The 14615-nt window shown below is 72.6% G+C and carries 15 protein-coding genes and 1 pseudogene; 8 read left to right on the forward strand and 8 right to left on the reverse strand.

The genetic code is table 11. The annotated features are described in order from the left end of the window. Both ACWGE1_RS34530 and ACWGE1_RS34535 read right to left on the reverse strand, forming a co-directional pair. The coding region (locus ACWGE1_RS34530; RefSeq protein ID WP_453424409.1) for a rodlin at positions 1-383 on the reverse strand (383 nt) is incomplete at its 3' end. A 93-nt stretch (positions 384-476) separates the two neighbouring features. Further along, positions 477-1223, reverse strand: coding sequence for a class I SAM-dependent methyltransferase (locus ACWGE1_RS34535; RefSeq protein WP_453424410.1), 747 nt, complete (start codon positions 1221-1223; stop codon positions 477-479). On the opposite strand from ACWGE1_RS34535, the gene ACWGE1_RS34540 reads away from it, so the two are divergent. Next, positions 1222-2775 carry an AMP-binding protein gene (locus ACWGE1_RS34540; protein WP_453424411.1) on the forward strand — a complete coding sequence of 518 codons (1554 nt, stop codon included), beginning with the start codon at positions 1222-1224 and terminating at the stop codon, positions 2773-2775. The genes ACWGE1_RS34535 and ACWGE1_RS34540 overlap by 2 nt on opposite strands. 24 nt (positions 2776-2799) lie before the next feature. Here ACWGE1_RS34540 and ACWGE1_RS34545 read toward each other — a convergent pair whose 3' ends face one another. From ACWGE1_RS34545 to ACWGE1_RS34560, 4 genes are all read right to left on the reverse strand, one after another. After that, positions 2800-3954: a serine hydrolase domain-containing protein gene (locus ACWGE1_RS34545; protein ID WP_453424412.1), complete on the reverse strand. Its 1155-nt coding sequence runs from the start codon at positions 3952-3954 to the stop codon at positions 2800-2802. A 90-nt stretch (positions 3955-4044) separates the two neighbouring features. Beyond that, the gene (locus ACWGE1_RS34550; protein WP_453424413.1) at positions 4045-4227 is read right to left on the reverse strand and encodes a hypothetical protein; all 183 of its coding nucleotides are present in this window, start codon (positions 4225-4227) and stop codon (positions 4045-4047) included. 80 nt (positions 4228-4307) lie between these two features. Continuing rightward, positions 4308-5642 (reverse strand): RNA polymerase sigma factor, encoded by a 1335-nt coding sequence (locus tag ACWGE1_RS34555; protein WP_453424414.1) that lies wholly within the window; start codon positions 5640-5642, stop codon positions 4308-4310. Further along, positions 5636-6055, reverse strand: a complete 420-nt coding sequence (locus tag ACWGE1_RS34560; protein WP_453424415.1) for a YciI family protein — start codon at positions 6053-6055, stop codon at positions 5636-5638. Before ACWGE1_RS34560 ends, ACWGE1_RS34555 begins: the two co-directional genes overlap by 7 nt. A gap of 175 nt (positions 6056-6230) precedes the next feature. On the opposite strand from ACWGE1_RS34560, the gene ACWGE1_RS34565 reads away from it, so the two are divergent. The 6 genes from ACWGE1_RS34565 (at position 6231) to ACWGE1_RS34590 (ending at position 12436) form a co-directional block, all read left to right on the forward strand. Further along, positions 6231-6662, forward strand: a complete 432-nt coding sequence (locus ACWGE1_RS34565; RefSeq protein WP_453424416.1) for a GNAT family N-acetyltransferase — start codon at positions 6231-6233, stop codon at positions 6660-6662. Between the two features lie 67 nt (positions 6663-6729). Beyond that, entirely contained in the window at positions 6730-7584 is an 855-nt protein-coding gene (locus ACWGE1_RS34570) for a PhzF family phenazine biosynthesis protein (protein WP_453424417.1), read from the forward strand. A gap of 95 nt (positions 7585-7679) precedes the next feature. Next, positions 7680-8390 carry a hypothetical protein gene (locus ACWGE1_RS34575; protein WP_453424418.1) on the forward strand — a complete coding sequence of 237 codons (711 nt, stop codon included), beginning with the start codon at positions 7680-7682 and terminating at the stop codon, positions 8388-8390. 181 nt (positions 8391-8571) lie between these two features. Continuing rightward, entirely contained in the window at positions 8572-9177 is a 606-nt protein-coding gene (locus tag ACWGE1_RS34580; protein ID WP_453424419.1) for a transposase, read from the forward strand. Between the two features lie 943 nt (positions 9178-10120). Further along, a complete protein-coding gene (locus ACWGE1_RS34585) occupies positions 10121-11131 on the forward strand; it encodes a quinone oxidoreductase family protein (protein ID WP_453424420.1) in 1011 nt (336 codons plus the stop codon). A 780-nt stretch (positions 11132-11911) separates the two neighbouring features. After that, entirely contained in the window at positions 11912-12436 is a 525-nt protein-coding gene (locus tag ACWGE1_RS34590; protein WP_453424421.1) for a 2OG-Fe(II) oxygenase, read from the forward strand. 77 nt (positions 12437-12513) lie between these two features. Here the strand turns inward: ACWGE1_RS34590 and ACWGE1_RS34595 are convergent, their stop codons facing one another. Further along, on the reverse strand, positions 12514-12750 hold the full coding sequence (locus ACWGE1_RS34595) for a hypothetical protein (RefSeq protein ID WP_453424422.1): 237 nt from the start codon (positions 12748-12750) through the stop codon (positions 12514-12516). 72 nt (positions 12751-12822) lie between these two features. Continuing rightward, positions 12823-13497: a lysophospholipid acyltransferase family protein gene (locus ACWGE1_RS34600; RefSeq protein WP_453424423.1), complete on the reverse strand. Its 675-nt coding sequence runs from the start codon at positions 13495-13497 to the stop codon at positions 12823-12825. A 186-nt stretch (positions 13498-13683) separates the two neighbouring features. On the opposite strand from ACWGE1_RS34600, the pseudogene ACWGE1_RS34605 reads away from it, so the two are divergent. After that, positions 13684-14615, forward strand: a pseudogene (locus ACWGE1_RS34605) (hypothetical protein); the annotation flags it as partial.

The raw sequence follows: 14615 nt of genomic DNA on the forward strand, positions 1-14615 counted from the left end.
AGGACCGGGATGTTGTCCAGGATGTGCGAGAGCGGCTCGTCGCCCTTGGCCTGGGTGGAGTTCTCGGTGCACTGCTGGTTCTGCGGGTTGGACAGCACGTTGATGTCCTGGATGCCGAGGTTGCCGAAGGCCAGGATCGACTGGGCGTTGACCTTCACCGGCAGGCCGATGCAGGGCTTGTTGAGGGTGCCCTGGATCACGCCGAGCTGCGGGCTCAGGTCACCGTGGGTCTTCTGGTTGCCGTAGATCTGCTGGGCACCATTGCCGTTGACGGTGTTGATCCCGTTGTCGTTGCCGATGGCCATGGCCGGGGCGGCCATGGCCGCGCCCGCGCCGACGATCGACGCGGTGGCGGCGGCGGTGGCCATGAACTTCTTGATCATCAGTGGTCCTTCTGTCGCACGAGTGCACGGTGACAAGCGCCTTGATCAACGGCCGGGGTGAGCACGGGTTGCGCTGCTTCACCCGAACGGCCGCTACCGCGTCTCGCGCCCCCGAACGGCCACGCTCAGCTCGACGACGTAGTGCTCCTCCACCCATCCGTCCGGGAACCGGGCCATGAGGAGGGCGCGTTCGTCCTCCAGGAAGGCATCCGTGCCGGGCTCGCCGATGAGGAACAGGGAGTGCGTGGACAGCTTGGCCAGATGCGTGTCGACCGGGACGCGGCGCGACCACGACAGGCGGCGGTCGGTGAAGCGCAGCCCCTCCTGCGAGAGGGCGCGTTCGTTGATGTACCAGCCCGGACCGAACCGCTCCTCGATCCTCTTCTGCTGGTCCGCGATCCACTCGACCCCTACGTCCGGGTCGTTCTGCCAGACGGCGAGCGCCCCGCCGGGGCGCAGTACGCGCAGGGCCTCGGGGACGGCGTGGGCCAGGTCGGTCCAGTGCCAGGACTGCGCGTACGTCAACAGGTCGAGGCAGCCGGCGGCCAGCGGCAGCCTGTTGCCGTCCGCGCGGATCAGCGGCGTGTGGGGGTTGCGGCGCCGGAACTCCTGCGCCATGCCCTCCCCCGGCTCCACCCCGACCACCCGGGCCCCGCGGGCCTCCAGGAGGGAGGTGGCGATTCCCGTTCCCGCACCGACATCGGCGACCCGTGCCCCGGCCAGCGGGAAGCCCGCCATCTCCGCCAGCGTGTCGAAGAGCTCGGGCGGGTACGCGGGGCGGTGGGCGGCGTAGCGTGCGGCCGCGGAACTGAAGGAACGAGCACGGGATTCGTTCGTCATGGCGTCCATGATGCCGGTGTCCCACGGCGGCGCGGAGAGGCAGTCCCAGATGGTGGCCGCGCGGTATGTCACATCGCTGGTGGGGGCGTTGGAGCGCGGCGCGGGGCGGCCCGCGCTCGGGTCGGGCCCGGTCGTCCTGGGGTTCCAGGAGGTACTGGACGGGGCCTGCCGGCTGGCCGCGGCGCTTTCCGGGGCGGGGATCGGGCGAGGCTCGGGACTGGCCTGTGTGGCGGGTTCGAACCGGCCGGAAGTGCTGCTGGTACGGATCGCCGCGCACCTGCTCGGCGCCCGGCTGACCCAGGTGCTCGCCGGACCGGCCCTGTACGGGCTGGACTTCGTCCTGCGGGACTGCCGGCCGGACCTGGTCGTGCACGATGTGCCGGTGCCCGACACCGGGGCGCCCCGGCTCGGCCTGGACGAGCTGATCCGCCGGGCAGCCGCAAGCGAGCCCGGGGCGGTGTCCGTCCGGGCCCGGGAGGACGACGTGGCGCGGGTGACGTACACGGGCGGAACCACGGGACGGCCCAAGGGGGTGGCCTCCACCTTCGGTGCGATGGCCGCGCGCAACGCCGTACAGCCCGCGGCCTGGGCGGAATCGGTGTACCTGTCGGTCACTTCGCTGGCACAGCGGTCCGGCGGGCGGTGCCTGGAGCAGTGGCGGGCGGGGGGCCGGGTGGAGATCCTCGAACCGTTCTCCCCCGAGGGGTTCGCGGCGGCCTGCCGGCGCCTGGGGCCGGTGTCCACGTACCTGACGACCTCGATGGTGTACCGGCTGCTGGACGACCCGGTGACGGCCCAGGGGGTGCCCGGGCTGGAGGCGGTCTCCTACGGTGATTCGCCCGTCCATCCCGAACGGCTGCGGGAGGCGGTGACCCGCTGGGGCGGCCGGTGGCGGCAGGGTTACGGCACGAACGAGGCCGCGGTGATCTGCCGCCTCTCCCCCGCCGATCACGAAGCGGCGGTGGGCGGTCGGCCGGAGCTGCTGGCGTCGGTGGGGCGGCCCGTTGCCGGGGTGGAGGTCGAGGTGCGCGACGGGCGGGGCGCGGCGGTGGCGGACGGCCGCAGCGGCGAGGTGTGGATGCGCTCGGGGGCGATGATGACCGGGTACTGGGGCCGGCCCCGGCTGACGGCCGGGGTACTGCGGGACGGCTGGCTGCGGACGGGGGACGTCGGGCACTTCGGAGCGGACGGCTACCTGTACCTGGACGACCGGGTCCACGACGTGGTGATGGTCCACGGGGACAACGTGTACTGCGTGCCCGTGGAGGCCGCGCTCGCCCGGCATCCCGCGGTCGCGCAGGCCGCGGTGGTGGGGCGGCACAGCGATCTCACCGGGGAGGAGGTGTGCGCCTTCCTGGTACCGGCGGCCGGGTACGTCCCCGACGCGCTGCTCGCTGCCGAGGCCTGTGACCTGGTGGAGAAGGACCTGGCCCCGGCGCACCGGCCCACCGCGGTGTTCTGGGAACGGGCGATCCCGCTGACGGCGCGCGGCAAACCGGACAAGCGCCGCCTGCGGGAGCGGGCGGCCGGGGCCGCTCTCGGGCGGGCCTGAGCCGGGCGTGGCCGAGGCCGCGGGTCAGGGCCGCGCGGCGGCGTAGGTCCAGAACGCGCGCATCAGCTCCGGCGCGGCCGGGCCGCTCAGCTCGCGCTGGGTGAGGAGCACGGTGACCGTCCCGGTGGCCGGGACGATGTGGGCGGCGGTGCCGGTGCCGCCGATCCAGCCGTAGCGGCCCGGCACGTTCCACGGGTCGAGGCGGGCCACGTCGACCGAGCCGCCGAAACCCCAGCCCTGGCCCTCCAGGAACAGGGTGCCCGCCTCGCGCTGCGGCGCGGTGAGGTGATCGGTGGTCATCCGGCGCACCGAGTCCGCGGAGAGCAGCCGCCGGCCCCCGTACGAGCCTCCCGAGAGCAGCATCCGGCCGAAGGCGTACAGGTCGTCGACGGTGGAGACCAGCCCTCCCGCGCCGGACGGGAAGGCGGGCAGGGTGCTCCACTGGCCGTCGGGCGCGTCGACGAGCTCCAGGGCTCCGCCGCCGGGGGCGGCCCGGTAGTGGCTGGTGAAGCGGTGGAGCTCTCCCCGCGGCACGGCGAAGGCGGTGTCGCGCATGCCCAGCGGCTCGAAGACGCGCTCGGCGAGGACGTCCGGGAGGGGCTGTCCGGCCGCCCGGGCGATGAGCACCCCGAGGATGTCGGAGCAGGTGTTGTAGAGCCATGCCTCGCCGGGCTGGCACAGGAGCGGGATCCGCACGAGGGCCGCCATCCACTCGTCCGGCGCGGCCACTTCCAGGGGCCTGGGCGGCCCCTGCTTCAGCCCGTCGAACAGCCGGGTCACGGCGGGCAGCGAGAAGTCCGCGGGGAAGCCGTACCCGGCCCGGGAGGTGAGGAGGTCGGCGACGGTGATCGGGCGGACGGCGGGCACCACGTCGTCGAGCGGTGCGGACGGCGTACGGACGACCGTGGGCGCCGCGAGTTCCGGCAGCCAGCGGGCCACGGGCAGGTCGAGGGCGAGCAGTCCGTCCTCGACGAGCATCATCGTGGCCGCGGCGGTCACGGGCTTGGTGACCGAAGCGACCCGGAAGAGGGAATCTCGGGCCATGGGAGCGGTGCCGGCCGTGTCGAGGGAGCCGACGGCCGCGACCTCCACCTCTTCGCCACGGGCCACCAGGGCCACCGCCCCGGGCAGCGATCCGTCACCGACACGGCTCTCCAGGAGACTGCGCAGGTCGCTCATGGTCCACCTTCTCGTACGTGCGGATGCTCGTAGGGAAGACTGCCGTCGGCCGGCGGAATCATCGGTCCGACACGACCGGGGCCGGGCCCGCTACGCGGCCGGTACCACCGACGCGCGTATCGCCGAGGCCCATTCGCCCAGCAGGGCTGCGTGACGGATCCGCTCGGCGTCGGAGAGGCGGCCCTCGGCGCGCGCGAAGAGACAGCGGATGTCGGCGTTGATCTCGGCGAGGGAACGTTCGGAGGTCGGGTGATCGTCAGAGGTCGGGCTCACGTGATCAAGAGTAGGGGGCACGTCTGACAACGGTGGACCGTGTCCGTCATGCGGACGCCCGGACCGTGGATCAGCCCCTTTCATTCCTCTCGTTCCCCCGGGCGCTTCCCCGGGGGCTCCCCTGCTTCCTGATCCGCTCGTTCTGCGATCCGGGCGGCCCGGAGCCGGAGGTAGCGGCGCTCCGGAATGCTGAGGGTGAGACCGGCGGCCTTCGCGTAGGCGGCGCGCGCCGCCGCCCGGTCGCCCGCCCTCTCCAGCAGGTGGGCCCGTACGGCCTCGAGGCGGTGGTGGCCGGCCAGGCGCTCGTCCCGGTCCAGGGCGGCGAGCAGGGCCAGGGCCTGCCGGGGCCCGTGCACCATGGCCACCGCGACCGCGTGGCCCAGGCGCTCCACCGGGCCGGGGACCAGGCGGATCAGCACCTCGTACAGGGCCAGGATCTCCACCCAGTCGGTGTCCTCGTCGCTCGCCGCCTCGTCGTGCACGGCCGCGATCGCGGCGCGCAGCTGGTAGGGGCCGAGCGGGGCGTGCGTGAGGGCGTCGCTGACCAGGGCGACCCCCTCGGTGATGGCGGCGCGGTCCCAGCGGGTCCGATCCTGCTCGGCGAGGGGGACCAGGCTGCCGTCGGGGTCCGTGCGGGCCGCGCGGCGGGCGTCGGTGAGCAGCATCAGGGCCAGCAGGCCGGCCACCTCGCCGTCCGCCGGGCGCAGCGCGTGGACGGCGCGGGTGAGGCGGATCGCCTCGGTGGCGAGGTCGGCGCGCTGCAGATCGTGGCCCGAGGTGGCGGTGTAGCCCTCGTTGAAGATCAGGTAGAGCACGTGGAGCACGTCGGCGAGCCGTTCGGACCGGTCCTCGTCCGGATCGGTGCCGTCGGATCCGATGCCAAACGGCGTCCCGGAGGCCCTGACGCGCCGTTTGGCCCGGCTGATCCGCTGCGCCATCGTGGCCTCGGGAACGAGGAGGGCGCGGGCGATCTCGGCCGTGGTGAGGCCGCCGACGGCGCGCAGGGTGAGGGCGATCCGCCCGGCGGGGGCCAGGTCGGCGTGGCAGCAGAGGAAGAGCAGGGCGAGGGTGTCGTCCTCGGCGGGGGCCCGACTCTCCCCCGGGGGCGGCGCGACGAACTCGTCGCGCGGGGTCAGCGCGGCGGCCGTCTCCTCGCGGCGCCTGCGCGCGTCCTCGCTGCGCAGCTGGTCCGTGAGGCGGCGGGAGGCGACGCGGATCAGCCATCCGCGCGGATTGGCGGGGCGGCCTTCCTCGGGCCACTGCCGGGCGGCGGCCAGCAGGGCCTCCTGCACGGCGTCCTCGGCGGCGTCGAAGTGTCCGTAGCGGCGCACGAGCGCGCCGAGGACCTGCGGCGCCAGTCGGCGCAGCAGGTCCTCGCTCGCGGGGGTGGGTCCGGGGTCGGGGGCGGTCAGCACATCTCGGCCCCCGAGCGGCTGTCGATGGGGTGGACGACGACCGGGTAGTTCGGTGCACCCTCGGGGACCGGGCAGGCGTAGGCGCGGGCGGCGATCTCGGCGGCCCGGGCGAAGTCCGGGACGTCGACGATCCAGTAGCCGGCGAGCACCTCCTTGGCCTCGCCGTACGGCCCGTCGGAGATCACGGGACTGCCGTCGGCGCCCGCGGTGACCAGGCGGGCCTGGCGGGGTTCGGCCAGGCCTTGCCCGTCGACCCACTCGCCCGACTCGGCGAGGTCGTCGTTGAGGGCGCCCATGTAGTCGAACATCGCCTTGAGGTCCGCTTCGGACCAGCCGGGGCTGCCGCTGCTCGCCGCGCCGCCCATGGCGTCGTAGTCGGCCTGCTTCCCGAGAACCATCAGCATGTACTTCATGGGGTGCCACTCCTTCTGTTCTGCCCGGCGGCTCCGGGATCGGAGTCGGGATCGGGATCGGGAGCCTTTCGCATGGGACGTCGGAGCCGTCCTTCCCATTTCGACACGTCGGCCGCGGACACGCGCGACGGTTCCACCCGGGGGACTGCCCCCGCACGGCCTATAGGCTCATCGCATGATGATCATCGACCTCGAGCCGGGCGATGCGCGACTCACCGCCGACCTGCTCCCCGTACTGCTCGAGCTCCGCCCCCACCTCACCGAGGAGCTCTTCCTCACGATCCTCGACGAGGCACACGGACAGGGGCTGCGCTTCACCGCGGCGTACGACGCAGCCGGCGTGTGCGTGGGCGCGGCCGGCTGGCGGATCGTCGCCAACACCTCGATGGTCCGCTCGCTCTACGTCGACGACCTGGTCACCGCCGCTGCCGCCCGCTCCACCGGGGTGGGCCACGAGCTGCTCGCGCACCTGGAGCAGCACGCCCTGGCTGCCGGCTGCACCGCCCTCACGCTGGAATCCGGCACCCAGCGGAGCGACGCGCACCGCTTCTACTTCCGCGAGCGGATGGCCGTGACCGCCTTCAGTTTCGAGAAGCCGCTCCGCTGAGAGGCGCAGGCCACTCTCCCGGAATTGGCCTTGCCGCGAGGGTGATTGGCCTCGATAGGTTCGCGGTATGCGCATCCAGATCGTAGACGCCTTCACCAGCCGTCCCTTCACCGGAAACCCCGCCGGTGTCTGCCTGCTCCCGGCGGGCCCCTGGCCGGACGACGTGTGGCTGGGGCAGGTCGCCGCCGAGCTGAACCATCCGGAGACGGCCTTCGCCCTGCCGCTCCCGGCCGGGGGCCCGGCCGACTGGGAGATCCGCTGGTTCACTCCGCTCGTCGAGGCCAATCTGTGCGGCCATGCCACATTGGCCACGGTGCACACGCTGCGCCGGGAAGGACTGCTGTCCGGTGGCCCGGTGCGGTTCCTCAGCCGGTCCAGCGGTCTGCTCACCGCGCGGGCCGGGGAGGACGGGGAGATCACCCTGGACTTCCCGGCCGCCCCGGTGACGAAGGTTCCGGTGCCGCAGGGCCTCGCCGACGCCCTGGGAGTTCGGCCCGGGGCCACGTTCCGTACGGGCGCGCTGGGCGATCTGCTCGCCGTACTGCCCGACGAGGCCACCGTGCGGGGGCTGCGGCCCGACCTCGGGGCGATCGCGGCCCTGAGCCTGCGCGAGGAGCTGCGCGGGGTCATCGTCACCGCGGCGGCCGGCGCGGCAGAGTCCGGCCACGACTTCGTCTCCCGGTTCTTCGCCCCCGCGCGGGGCATCCCCGAGGACCCTGTCACCGGCAGCGCCCACACCGCGCTGGCCCCCTACTGGTCGGCGCGGCTGGGCCGCACCGACGCCCTCACGGGCTTCCAGGCCTCGGCACGCCCCGGCCTGGTGGGGGTCGCCGTCCACGGGGACCGGGTCCTCCTCACCGGGCGGGCGGTCACCGTCCTGGAGGCGACGCTCCGCATCGGTCCGGGTCCCGTCGGACCGTGACCGAACCGACGCCTCGCCGAGGCCCGACCGACCTCGTCGGCAGGACCGCGCCTTGCTAGCTTCCTGCCGAAGCCGACCTTGGAGGACCTGATCCGATGCCCGCATCCCGAGGCCCCCACAGGGGGCTGAGCGCGGCGGCCGTGGCCGCCGTCCTGCTGACGGGCACCACCGGGTGCGGGGACAAGTCCGCAGATGCCTCGCCGGCAGCCTCCGTTTCCGCGTCCGTGCCGACGTCCGCCTCCGTGTCGGCATCGGCATCGGCGTCCGCCGCGGTGTCCGCGTCCGCCTCGCCGTCGACCCCTGCCTCCCCGCCGCCCACGACCGGGACCGCGGCATCGGCCCCGACACCGCCCCCGGCCCCGACCCGGCTCGCTGTCGCGGTGAACACCCGGGGCGGCCGACTGGCGCTCGTACGCGGAGGCGCCCCTCAGGAGTTCACCGTCACCCTGCGGAACGGCAATTCCGCCGACTACCGGCATGTGCTGGTCGCCTTCCAGATGGAGATCCTGGTCGGCGAACCCGGCGACGGGGCGGGCAGCGGGCCCGGCTTCCTGCTGGAGCGCTTCGACACGGCCTCGGGCGGCTGGCGCCCGGCCGACTTCCGCATCGCCAATGACGCCAAGCCGCCGGCGCTGTTCACGGGCGGCAGCCGGCTCGCCCGCGACGCCGTCCGGGTCGAGCGCTACCGGCTGCGCGCGACGGCCGGCGGGGCCACGGGGAGCAGCCCGGTGGTGGTGTCCTTCATCGACACGGACGCCGACCGCGAGGTCGCCTCCCACCTGGTCCTCGGACACAGCACCCGCTGAAAGCACCCGGGCGCGCCACGGGCCTCCCCAGGCAATGCAGTTGCCTTTGAGCTGCGGGGGATCGTTGCCCCGCGGGTGACGGGGTGGGGCGCGGGCCAGCGGGTACGGATCGGGATCCTGACGAAGGTGTTCACCGCTGAGCTGGTCGACGCGGCGATGACCAAGCACGACCGGGCCCACCATGGCGGGCGCGGATCTGCTGGTCAGACTCCAGTCCAACCACCTCGGCACGACACCGCTGGACACGGATCAGCACCCGGCCGCCGAACTGGTCGCGCTCTACCGCGAACGCTGGGAAATCGAGCTCGCCTTCGACGAAATCAAGAACCACCTCGGCCCCGGCGGGCCGATCAGGTCGCGGACGCCGGAGGGCGTCGGGCAGGAGCTGTGGGCCTACCTCGCGGTTCACCAGGCCATCCGTCAGTTCGCCCACACGGCTGCGCTCGCCCGTCCGGTCCTGGATGCAGACCGCGTGTCCTACCTGAGGTGCGTGCGCATCATCCGCCGCAGCATCCCTTCCCGGCTTGGAGCGTCCACGACCAGGCTCACCCGTTCCTGTACCGAGGCTGGACATGAGGCACGCAGCCGCCTCCTCCCGGCCCGGCGCAGCCGGGACTGCCCACGGGCGATCAAGAAGCCCAACCGATGGCCGGTGCTGAGGACCCGCGCCGGACGCGACACCGTGCAGCCTGGCCGCTGGGCCCACAACCCGACCGCGAAGCAGAAGAGCTCCCGCCGGGCCGGACGACCAGCACTGAAGGAATCGCAAGCCGTGTCCCCACCCTGAGAACACGCTCTTCGCCCCGCACATGGGGACCAGGCTCGTGGGTCTGTGAGGATCCGCCCGTGAGGTGCGACGTGTGTGGACGAGCGATGTGGCAATGGCCTGTGCCGCCGACTGCTTGGGAAGAGCGGATCTGGTCCTGCTCCTGGTGCTATGCGTCGACCCATGTGGGCGGCGAGTGGTTCGAGATCTCGCGGCCCCCGTACCAGCCCATGGGCATGCGCTGGGAGAGAGCTGTCGCTGACGGCCTTTCCCTCGATGTCTCTCATGCCTTCGGGGACTACGACGCGACGCTGTGCGGGATCCAGCGAGCCGACATGGCGCCCTCCGACCACTGGTGGCTGCCAGAGAGGGAGAACGCCTGCGGCGACTGCCGATCCGGAGCGAGCGTCATCGACAGTCGCCGGCCTCAGGCCATGCGCGGCGAGGACGCGCGCATCAGCGTGCCCCGGTCGGCAACCGCCGGATAGCTCGGAGCGGGGCAGCAGCGGGTGTTCACGAGTGGGTCCGAGCTGGACGACTTGAGTCCGTTGAAGATTACTTCCCGGGCGACGGGTGATCGTTTCCCGAGTGCCTGACGGATCAGGGGGTCCACCGATGGTGCTGGAGAGCATGCGGCGGAACTGGGTGACGCGTTCGCTGACGCAGGACCGTTCGCATTTATCCAGTTCACCCTCGCTGACGCCGACATGGTAGCCGTGGTCACGTGTCCACAGAGCGACGGGGCCAGCCCTTCTCCTCACAAAGGTCCTTGTACGCACCCATGCTCGTCGCGTCTGCCAGCGGCTCAGTACCTGACGCTGTCGGGGATCTTGGACATGTGGAGCTCGGCGGGCGTGGTCGGCAGGTAGCCGGCCAGGGAGTAGCGCTGGCGGGCTGGTCCGCTTGCCGGGAATCGAATCGCCATCAACGGGGTTGGAGGGGGACGAGCCGATATTGGAGGGCCATGCGAGCGATTCAGGTGTACGAAGTGGGCGGTCCCGAGGTGCTGCAGGAGGCCAAGGTGGACCTGCCGCGGCCGGGTCCGGGCGAGGCGGTCGTGGAGGTCGCCGCATCCGGGGTCAACTTCCTCGACGTCTACCACCGCGAAGGCCGGTACAGCCTCCCGCTGCCCTTCACCCCGGGCACTGAGGGCGCCGGCACGGTCGTCGAAGTGGGACCCGGCGTCGCTGACGTCGCAGTCGGGGACCGGGTCGGTTGGGTGGAGATTCCCGGCACGTATGCCGAGCGGGCCGTCGTGGACTCCTCGCGGCTGGTGCCGCTGCCCGACGACATCGGCTTCGAGACAGCCGCCGCCGTGCTCCTCCAAGGCATGACCGCGCACTATCTCGTCAAGGACGCCTGCCCGGTTCAGGGGGGCGACACGGTGCTCGTGCATGCGGCTGCTGGTGGCATGGGGCTGCTTTTGACCCAGCTCATCACCCATCTCGGCGGCAGGGTGATCGGCACGACGTCGACCACGGCGAAGGCCGAGCTGGCGAAGCGTGCCGGGGCCGCTGAGGTGATCCTTTCCTCCGCAGTCGACGATCTCGCAGCCGAGGTGAGGCGGCTCAACGGCGGTCAGGGACTGCCGGTTGTCTTCGACGGCGTCGGCGCGCACACCTTCGATGCGAGCCTCGCCAGCCTGCGAACCCGCGGCCATCTCGTGCTCTTCGGCGCGGCAAGTGGTGCCGTGCCGCCGTTTGATCCGATGCGGCTCGCCCACGGCGGTTCGCTGACCCTGATCCGGCCCAGCCTCGGGGACTTCATCGCCGATCGGTCCGAACTGCTCCGACGCGCCGCCGATGTGTTCGAGTGGGTGCGCTCCAAGGCGCTTGAGGTCACGGTAACGGGCCGCTACGCATTGTCCGAGGCCGCCCGGGCCCACAGCGATCTGGAGGCTCGGCGTACCACCGGCAAGCTGCTCGTCGTACCCGATGCAGCCGCTATTGGACGCCGCGAGGAGACGCAGAGCTGATCGCGGGTGACGAGATCGGGGATGTTCGTGGGTCCACTTCTGGGAGATCGTCGAGGTGATCGCCCTGCCCGAGCGAACGTCGAGGGCCTCAACGGCAGGGCAAAATCCCATGGCGTCAACATCCCCGATCCGGCCAGACGACTCGCACACGGCCGCGTCCCGCCCGGTCAGTAGACCGGACGGGATCTCGTCAACTGTCCCGAGCCAACTCGAGAACAGCCGGTGCGCAGCAGCGTTCCCGGGGGACTCACGCTGTGCTGCGCAAGGCAACTGCGTTGGCCTCCTCAGGGCCCCCGCCGGTTCGTCGTACCGGCTTCCGCTTCCGGCCGACCGGCACCCGCCCCAGACACCCGAGGCGGGCGTACGCCGTGCACTCCTGTGCGCCCCCTTGTGCCCCTTCGGAGCGGAGGAACGCCGTCGTACGGTTCCGGGCTATGAGCGGATACACGATGGAACCGGCCATGCCGATGGAAATCAGCCCCCGAGTACTGCCGCCTTCCGACCAGTGGTCCCCCGCACTCGCGGTACAGACGCCCGTCTGTCGTTTCGAGAACTTCCTGGGGGCGGAGCGTGCCGCAGCACTTCTCGAGTACGCGATATCGCGAGCGGACGACTTCGCGGCGGGGACCGTCCTGGACCCCCTCACCGGACAGGTGTCCCGCAAGGGGCGGGACTCGCTGGTGCTCCCCGTGACCAGCGAGGTGTTCAGCGCGCACCTCGCCGACTGTCTGCCGCTCGTTCAGGAGGTGCTCGGCCAACCGGGCCGCGCTCACACAGTCGTTGACCGTCCTGACGGCGCACGGCGAGGGCGGCCACTTCGGTATCCACACCGACGCCTCACGGGTCCGGGACGTGAGCACGGCGCTGTCCGCGGTGTACTACCTCCACCGCGCACCCCGCGGCTTCGGCGGCGGCCAACTCCGCCTCTACGACACCGTGGTGCACGATGGCAGGGCGCGGCCGGCGGAGTCCTACCGCACCGTCGAACCCGAGCACGACACCATCGCCTTCTTCCCCGCCGGTGCCTTTCACGAGGTCGTGCCGTCCACCTGCCCGAGCGGGCGGTTCTCGGACCACCGCTTCACCCTCACGACATGGATCTCCGACGGGGAGTCCGCTGCGGGGGCGCCGGACGTCCACGGGCCGGGGGTCTGGCAGTGGATGGCGGACGCGGCCGAAGGCACCCGCCCGCTCCACGACGTCGCCCACGACCACGACGGGGCCAGGCCGGTCGCGCTTCCGCCGTCCGGCCCTGCCAGCCGCCTGAGGCTGCCTGCGCCGAAGGGGGCGGCGCGGCGCGCCTGAGTTCATCCGTCCATGACCTGACCGGACCTGCGTGACCGGATCCGACTGACCTGACCTGACCTGATCTGCCAGGAGGTCTACGTGATGGTCCAGATGAACTTGCCGCCGCCGAGCCACCGAACCACGTCCAGGTCGTCGAGGTCGTGGATCGGGACGCCCACCTCCGCGGCGATCAACAGCACGTCCGTCATCGACGTCGCCCTGCCGACGAACTCGCCGTCGACCTCCACGATGCGGAAGGGCGGGTTTCCGGGTTGAACACCCCGTACGGTGATCCGCGCCGGGGAGATGTGAGGTGTCGAGCCTTCGGTCATGCGGAGACGGTCGCACGCCGCGACCGGTGACGGGCTCGGCGACACGTTCCGGGGGGCCGATCGGGACATGCCTCAGGTCGTCCCCCCGTGCGTCCCCGCGCGCGCCTCCCCGAGGGCGGACGCGGCGGTCAGCCAGGCGGCGGTGACCGCCTGACGGGCCCGGTCCGTCGCCTCGGGCACCCGGTCGGGCAGGTGGAGCGGCGAGCCGATGTGCACGTGGAGGCAGGGCCTGCGCAGCGGGGCGCTGAAGACACCGGCGAGCTGCTTGGCGCCGTTCCCGGAGCAGAGGCGGCGGACGCCCGCCTGCCCGACGGGCACGACGGGGGCTCCCGTCGCGGCGGCGAGCCGGGCCAGGCCGCTGCGGAAGGGGCCCGGGGCCGTCTCGCCCGCGTCGCGGCGGGCGGGCAGGCGGCCTTCGCCGTAGAGCAGCACGCTGCGGCCCGAGGCGAGGGCGACGGCCGCGGCGTCGAGGGAGTCGGCCGCGCGGGCGGTGCCGCGGTGGACGGCGATGTGGCCCTCGCGGCGGAGCGCGGAGCCGAGCAGCGGTACGCGCCAGAGGCCGCTGGTGGCCAGGATGACCGGCTCGATCCCGTACCGGCGCAGGGCGGCGACCACGACGGCCGGGTCGGCGAGGGAGGTGTGGTTGGCGACCAGGATGGCGCCGGGGGCGGGCCGTGTCCCGGGGTCGGCGGTGACGGTCAGCCGCCCGAAGGCGGGCACGAGCGCGGAGGCGATTCTGCTGAGCATGCGTTCATGGTCGGCCGGTGGGGCGGGGCCGTCATGAGTAGGCGTACTCACCGAATATGACCGAACGGTCACAAGATCGAGCGCACGGAACGCGTGCGGCACCGGCGGCATCTAGCAGTGCGGCGAGGCCCCCGCGGGTCCTCGCCGCATGTATCGGCACGGTGTGAGCAGCAAGGCGGGGCTGGGATGAAGTCGGTAAGGGTGGCGGGCGGTTCCTCGGACGACCCGGAGATTGAGGCGGGGACCACCGTCACGGGGGCGGAAGCCGGGGCGGCGCCCAAGCAGGAGTCCGCCGAGCCGGGGGCCTCGGACGGCACCTCCGACGACGAACCGGCCGGCTCGACGGCCGACACCCCGAAGACGCCGGGGGCCGGGAACGAGACCGAGCCGGCGCCCGAAGCCGAAGCCGACGGCGAGCCCGCTCGCTCCGGGGCCGATGCCGACGCCCGACCGGAGCTCGAAGCGGAAACCGAGCCCGAGGCCGAATCCCCGGCTGTGACCGAGCCGAAGCCCGAGCCCGACGCTGCGGCAGTGGCCGAGCCCGACGCCGACGCCGACGCTGCGGTGGGTGCTCAGGCCAGCCCCGAGGCAGGCACCGGCCCCAAGGCCGACGCCGAGGGCGAACCCGAGGCAAAGTCGAAGCCCGAACCCGAGCACAAGGCCGAACCCACGCCTGGTGCAGAGCCGAAGCCCGAGGCCGGCGCCAAGCCCGAGGCCACGCCGGAGGCCGAGGCCGAGTCGAAGCCCGACCTCACGGCGGATGCCGAGCCCGAACCTGAGACAAAGCCGAAGGCCGCGCCCGACACCGCGGCGAAGGCCAAGACCGAGGCCGCGGCCGCGTCGAAGGCGAAGCCCGAGGCCGACGCCAAGCCCGTGACCAAGCCGGAGGCCGAGGCCGAGTCGAAGCCCGACCTCACGGCGGATGCCGAGCCCGAACCTGAGACAAAGCCGAAGGCCCAGGCCGAGCCCGACACCGCGGCGATGGCCAACACCGAGGCCGCGGCCGCGTCGAAGGCGAAGCCTGAGGCCGGCGCCAAGCCCGAGGCCACGCCGGAGGCCGAGGCCGAGTCGAAGCCCGACCTCACGGCGGATGCCGAGCCCGAACCTGAGACAAAGCC

It is taken from the genome of Streptomyces sp. NPDC054932 (assembly GCF_053610205.1).

Bases quoted from the DNA above. Each gene is read 5' to 3' on its own strand.
- ACWGE1_RS34540 (WP_453424411.1), top strand. From the start codon at position 1,222: ATGGCGTCCATGATGCCGGTGTCCCACGGCGGCGCGGAGAGGCAGTCC.
- ACWGE1_RS34535 (WP_453424410.1), bottom strand. From the start codon at position 1,223: ATGACGAACGAATCCCGTGCTCGTTCCTTCAGTTCCGCGGCCGCACGC.
- ACWGE1_RS34545 (WP_453424412.1), bottom strand. From the start codon at position 3,954: ATGAGCGACCTGCGCAGTCTCCTGGAGAGCCGTGTCGGTGACGGATCG.
- ACWGE1_RS34560 (WP_453424415.1), bottom strand. From the start codon at position 6,055: ATGAAGTACATGCTGATGGTTCTCGGGAAGCAGGCCGACTACGACGCC.
- ACWGE1_RS34565 (WP_453424416.1), top strand. From the start codon at position 6,231: ATGATGATCATCGACCTCGAGCCGGGCGATGCGCGACTCACCGCCGAC.
- ACWGE1_RS34570 (WP_453424417.1), top strand. From the start codon at position 6,730: ATGCGCATCCAGATCGTAGACGCCTTCACCAGCCGTCCCTTCACCGGA.
- ACWGE1_RS34575 (WP_453424418.1), top strand. From the start codon at position 7,680: ATGCCCGCATCCCGAGGCCCCCACAGGGGGCTGAGCGCGGCGGCCGTG.
- ACWGE1_RS34580 (WP_453424419.1), top strand. From the start codon at position 8,572: ATGGCGGGCGCGGATCTGCTGGTCAGACTCCAGTCCAACCACCTCGGC.
- ACWGE1_RS34585 (WP_453424420.1), top strand. From the start codon at position 10,121: ATGCGAGCGATTCAGGTGTACGAAGTGGGCGGTCCCGAGGTGCTGCAG.
- ACWGE1_RS34595 (WP_453424422.1), bottom strand. From the start codon at position 12,750: ATGACCGAAGGCTCGACACCTCACATCTCCCCGGCGCGGATCACCGTA.
- ACWGE1_RS34600 (WP_453424423.1), bottom strand. From the start codon at position 13,497: ATGCTCAGCAGAATCGCCTCCGCGCTCGTGCCCGCCTTCGGGCGGCTG.